4 protein-coding genes are annotated in these 3,768 nt (G+C 64.3%); all 4 read right to left on the bottom strand.

Going from position 1 to position 3,768, the window contains the following annotated elements; genetic code table 11:
* Nucleotides 1–271: 271 nt before the first annotated feature.
* The 4 genes from D477_RS12155 to D477_RS12140 are packed head-to-tail and all read right to left on the bottom strand — an operon-like array spanning nucleotide 272 to nucleotide 3,649.
* On the bottom strand, nucleotides 272–1,477 hold the full coding sequence (locus D477_RS12155) for an AAA family ATPase (RefSeq protein ID WP_005269539.1): 1,206 nt from the start codon (nucleotides 1,475–1,477) through the stop codon (nucleotides 272–274).
* Nucleotides 1,474–2,217 carry a Flp pilus assembly protein CpaB gene (cpaB, locus tag D477_RS12150; RefSeq protein WP_005269538.1) on the bottom strand — a complete coding sequence of 248 codons (744 nt, stop codon included), beginning with the start codon at nucleotides 2,215–2,217 and terminating at the stop codon, nucleotides 1,474–1,476. Before cpaB ends, D477_RS12155 begins: the two co-directional genes overlap by 4 nt.
* Before the next feature lie 11 nt (nucleotides 2,218–2,228).
* Nucleotides 2,229–3,254 (bottom strand): pilus assembly protein TadG-related protein, encoded by a 1,026-nt coding sequence (locus D477_RS12145; RefSeq protein ID WP_005269537.1) that lies wholly within the window; start codon nucleotides 3,252–3,254, stop codon nucleotides 2,229–2,231.
* Complete coding sequence (locus D477_RS12140) at nucleotides 3,242–3,649, bottom strand: TadE/TadG family type IV pilus assembly protein (protein WP_005269531.1); 408 nt, start codon at nucleotides 3,647–3,649, stop codon at nucleotides 3,242–3,244. The genes D477_RS12145 and D477_RS12140 overlap by 13 nt, the downstream gene beginning before the upstream one ends.
* Nucleotides 3,650–3,768 lie beyond the last annotated feature (119 nt).

Below are 3,768 nucleotides of genomic sequence, written 5' to 3'. Positions count from 1 at the left end.
GAAGCTCCTGTTTTTTTTTTCCGGCTGGCCCTGCGCCAGCTCCTCCAAAAACATAGCAACCGATTCGCCCCGATTTGCTTGACTTTCGCCGACCTTATGATAAGGCTTCGCCAACGGTTGGTTCTTGTGCATTTCCTGCGGATTAAATGCGGGCCAGTAACCCTCTATGCAAGAGAAGACGCCGCTTCCCTACCCGGATTTCTGCATGGGACAACAGAAACTTCCTAGGTGGGAAGCGGCGTTCAACTTATCTTGCTCGGCGAGATCGGCTTTATCCCCTGCGGTGCCGGCCCCGCTGTTTAAGCGCACCGGCCTGGTTCGGAGCGATGCGTTCCACGACACGTCGGAGGGCTTTGGCCGCGGGGTCCCGGCGCTTGGTGCTTTCGAGCAGGGGCACTCCCTGGTTGGTGGAGAGGCGAACGGCACGGGTGTTCGGGATGAGTACGTCGACCTTGCAGCCGAGAGTGGCCTCCACATCGCGCTGGGTCAGGCCGTCCCGGGGGTCGGCGGCATTGAGGACCACATGGCGGCTTAGTGGAGCCATCCCCAGCTCGCGCAGCACATCCATTTCCTTCCTCAGCCCCCTTACGCTGGGCACATCCATCCCGCCAACGAAGACGAAGTCCGTCGCCTTGTCCAAGGCCGCCAGAGTATGCTCCGAGAGACCCGGCGACGTGTCAATGACGATATAGGCATACTCCGTTGCCAGCTGGTCCAACAATTGCGAGACCTGTTCTCCCGTTACCTGTTCGGCGTCGGCCGGTGATTCCGGAGCGCACAGGGCGTAAAGTCCGCTGGGGTGCGGTGCCAGGAAGGACTTCATGACCATGCTGTCCTTCTGGGCAGGCATCCCGACGGCGTCGGCCAGGGAGTATTCGGGTGCAAGCTGGAGGGCGCTGGCTACGTCCCCGAACTGCAGGTCCAGGTCGACAATGACCGTCGCATGGGGCGCCGATGCTGCGAGACCGACGGCGAGGTTGGTCGCCACGGTTGTCTTGCCTGCCCCGCCCTTGGGCGAGACCACGGCGACTATCCGGGCCTGGGCCGGTTTGGCACCTTCCCCGGCAGCCGGACCCGAGCTGCGTCGGCGGATGGAGGTGCTGCGGATGGCGCGGTGCAGCAGGACACCCAGTTCACCGGCTTCAGTCCGCGGAGAAACCACGTCCCGCACGCCGGAGCGCATCGCGGAGAGGACCAGCTCGGGGTCTGGCTCCGCAACGAGCAGGACGCTGACCTCGGGGCGCTGGCTCTCGAATGCCTCGGCGAGTCGCAGGGACTCCTCTGCGGGGAGGCCCTGCCCGAGGACGACGACGTCCAGCAGCGCCGGGTTGTCCAAACCGGCGAGGATATGGTCCGGTTCGGATGGAGAATCCTCTGCCTCCCAGACATTGATTTGTCCTGCCAAAGAGCCGAGGGCGGCAGCGGCGAACTGCTGCTCGAACTCCGGGGCGGTCGATACCAGTGCGTAGCGGCTCACTTGTACAGTCCTTCTTTGGTCATTTCCCGCGTTCCGCTTTCATCGGCCGTGTCCGGTTCCACCGACAGCCAGATCCTGCCGAATTCCTGCGTGAAGACGATTTTCTCCGCATCGGCGGCCTTCACCGCGAAGCTGACCAGGAGGTTGTTTCCCGGGACGGGCGCCGCACCGTTGGTTCCTTCGGTCCCGGCCTCATCCTCCGGCGCAGCAGCCAAGCCCTGGACGCTGGTAACGAGGACCTTCTGCAGGGCCAGGTGGCTGACCGGCCCGGGCTCCTCGGCGCCCTCCTCAAGGGACATGAAGATGCCCACGGTGTCTCCGGCCTGCAGCCGGCCGCCGGCAACACGCTGCGGCTCCAGTGAAATCGTGACTTCCTGCATTCCCTTCGGTAGGGCGACCGTCCCGGGCTCCTGTAGCGCAGCGGGATCGGCGAAGCGCGCCGCGAGCAGTTGTTCCCCAGGGACAAGATCAACTGCCGCAACCTGGCCGGCAAGGTCATCGATGCTGGCAACAGTTCCCGCCGGTACGACCTTGGCTGGAACCTGCTCAATGGCTACCAGGTCAGTCAGCTGCTCCGAGGGGGTTCCCTCCGGGATGGCCGCCCGGGCGACCAGGACGCCTACCGTTTCGGTTCCCGCCAGGGCTCGTTGTTCCGCGCCCGCCACGTAGGAAAGAACCATGACGGTGCCGGTAACGGCCAGGAAGAGGGCCACGATGGCTCCGATGATTCTGGTTTTCACTGCTGATTCTCCTACTCGGCCAGCGAGACGAGGTTGGTGCCGAAGTTATTGGGGGTACCGCCGAAGGTGAACTTCTGTTCTCCGGCATCGAGGGTTACGAAGGTGACGAACTCTCCGATGAGCGCGCGGCAACTGCCGGTGCAGGCCACGGCGGCGGGGCTGAGGTTGTTGTAGGCGGAGCCGCTGAAGTTCCAGCCGCTCAGTTCGAAGGCGGCGAAGCCCATGATGTTGTACCAGGCGTTGGTACCCGTGCCGCCGGCCTCGTCGTAGATGGGCAACAGCACGGTCGTATTGACGATCTTGCTCAGGGTGTTGTTGTTCTTGCAGGCGGCCGGCAGATCATTGCCGGTATCGCCGCCCACTTCCGGATCAACCGGGAATTCCGGCAACGTCGAAGCACTGACGTTGATCCTTGTCCGGCACGGCTGGCTGGGGTCCTGCTTGAGCCAACCGAAGCCGCCGGGGATGGTGTAGGCGGGTCCCGTGTAGCCCGGAATGCTTGAGCTGGAGCAGCCCGAAGCCGTGCTTCGGTTGGGGTTGAAGTCCACGCGTTGGATGCCGGCGTCCAGCATGCCGGCGAACTGGCAGTAGGAAATCGCGATCGGCAGGACCGCGGTGCCGGCTACCGGCGCACTCCAGCGGGCCGTGGAACGAGTGGTCACTGTGGCGGAGTCGTCGAGCCCGAGGATCGGTGCGAAGGCCTGCGCGAGCGTGTGCCCGTCGCTGCTTCGCGTGCTGGTAGTGACGCTCACCGATGCCTGGGCCGGGTCGAGTGCCACTGACGCATCTGCGAGGCCATCCTGCGCGTTCTGGCCCGCGAGCGAGCTGGCGAGGGCCGTGAAGTCCATGCCGCAGTTCCCGGCCGCGCAGTTTTGTGCGACGGCCAGGGCGGCCGAGTCCGCCCCGTTCTTCAACTGGGCGCGTTCGTAGTACAGCGCTCCGATGTCGACGACGAGCGCCGCCATGCCCAGCAGCACGACCATGAAGATGGCGGTGGTTACTGCCACAGCTCCGCGCTCGTCCTTTAGGCGCTGCACTGCATGACTCCTTTACCTGTGAGTGTGATGCTGGAACCGAAGAGGCCGGATAAGAACTGCAGCGGGTAGTTCACAGTCACGGTCGCCGTCGAACCCGGCATGCATACGGTGGTACTGCTGGGACTGACGGAGACGGCCACTTGGGTGGCCGTGACGTCGGGGTGCAGTGCGCTGGCCGAAGCGATGACCGCAGCCCTGGCATCCGACGCGGCCTGCGCGGGCACGGCATTGATTGACATGACGCGCGCGCCGTCCCTCGCTGCTGCCGTGAGCTGCATTTGGGCGTTGTAGACCCGTCCGAATTCGACGATTCCGAGCAGAAGAAGCAGCAGAATAGGTACCACGAGGGCAAATTCGACCGCAGCTGCTCCCTTTTCATTCCGTAGCTTCTTCATGGTTCTTTCTGTGCTGCGGGTTGGGGCGGTGGCGGTTTGTGTGCCACCGTCCCAACGCGGGCGGGGTTCCGGAATGCCGGCTGCTGGAACGGGTCGTCGTTACGATCCGGCGGTGCCGG

This window comes from Arthrobacter crystallopoietes BAB-32, assembly GCF_000328305.2.
In the GTDB taxonomy this organism is placed as follows: domain Bacteria; phylum Actinomycetota; class Actinomycetes; order Actinomycetales; family Micrococcaceae; genus Crystallibacter; species Crystallibacter crystallopoietes_A.
This window is presented reverse-complemented; position numbering and strand designations above follow the sequence as displayed.

Excerpts from the sequence above, each read along its gene's own strand:
- D477_RS12140 (WP_005269531.1), bottom strand. The coding sequence starts at position 3,649 with ATGAAGAAGCTACGGAATGAAAAGGGAGCAGCTGCGGTCGAATTTGCC.